Annotated in this window: 2 protein-coding genes; both read right to left on the reverse strand. The window is 58.5% G+C overall.

The features are described 5' to 3' along the window. Window positions 1-501 (reverse strand): IS630 family transposase (locus tag CFB82_RS41670; protein ID WP_306427000.1); only part of this gene is annotated, 501 nt, incomplete at its 3' end. A gap of 1 nt (window position 502) precedes the next feature. Next, on the reverse strand, window positions 503-891 hold a 389-nt coding region (locus CFB82_RS41675; protein WP_218829112.1), incomplete at its 5' end, for a helix-turn-helix domain-containing protein.

Below are 891 nucleotides of genomic sequence, written 5' to 3' on the forward strand. Positions count from 1 at the left end.
TCCGAATCCTTGAAGGACCGTATCGACGTCTTCTTCAAGGGTTTGGATGTCACGCGCCTTGAAGGCCAGCCACTCATATTTCATCTTGTGCCACAGTTTCTCGATGCGATTGAGCTCCGGGCTGTAGGGCGGCAAGAAGTACAGCGTCAAGCCTTGCTCCTGCAACAACTGGAGATACGGCCGCAGTGCTTTGGCCGTGTGGACCGAAGCATTGTCGAGAATCACGATGAGTGGCTTCCCGACGTGTTCGGCCAACAAACCGAGGAACCCAGCAAACAGCATCGCGGTCATCGTTTCCCACAATTTCACCGCAAATAGCCCACCCGAGGACAGTAACGCACCGACCACGTTCAGACGTTTGCCGCGTCGCGCTTCGATCATGTGTCGCTCTCCGACTGGCGTCCAGGCGCTTCGATTCGGTTGTGCCTGCGCGAAGCCAACTTCGTCGACGTAAGCGAGTTCGATTTCGCCGCGCTGGGCTTGCTGGACCAGCTCCCCAATGTCAGCCTGGGCTTGTCGAAACCGCTGTTCGTTGCGTTTTTTTTAAACTATGCCGGGTGCGCTTCCACACCAAACCTGCTCGCCTGAGCGCTCCGGTCAGCGTATTGCGATGCACCCGTACGCCGAACTGTTCTTCGAGTCGGGCTAACAGCGCCGGTGCCGTCAGCGCTTCTTCCGACGCCCATACCTTCAACTGCTCGAGCTGCTCCGGCGACAGTTTCGATGGCGCACCACTACGCGGGCCATCCGGCAGACTCGCCATGCCTTTCTCCAGCCACCGATAGCGCCTCTCATACACCGCCTCCAACGTCAGTTCCTGTCGTCTGGCGATCTCTTTCGCTCGCACGCCGTCGCTGAACATCAGAATCGTCCGCGACCGGTCTCGTATTC

It is taken from the genome of Burkholderia sp. HI2714 (genome assembly GCF_002223085.1).
In the GTDB taxonomy this organism is placed as follows: domain Bacteria; phylum Pseudomonadota; class Gammaproteobacteria; order Burkholderiales; family Burkholderiaceae; genus Burkholderia; species Burkholderia lata_D.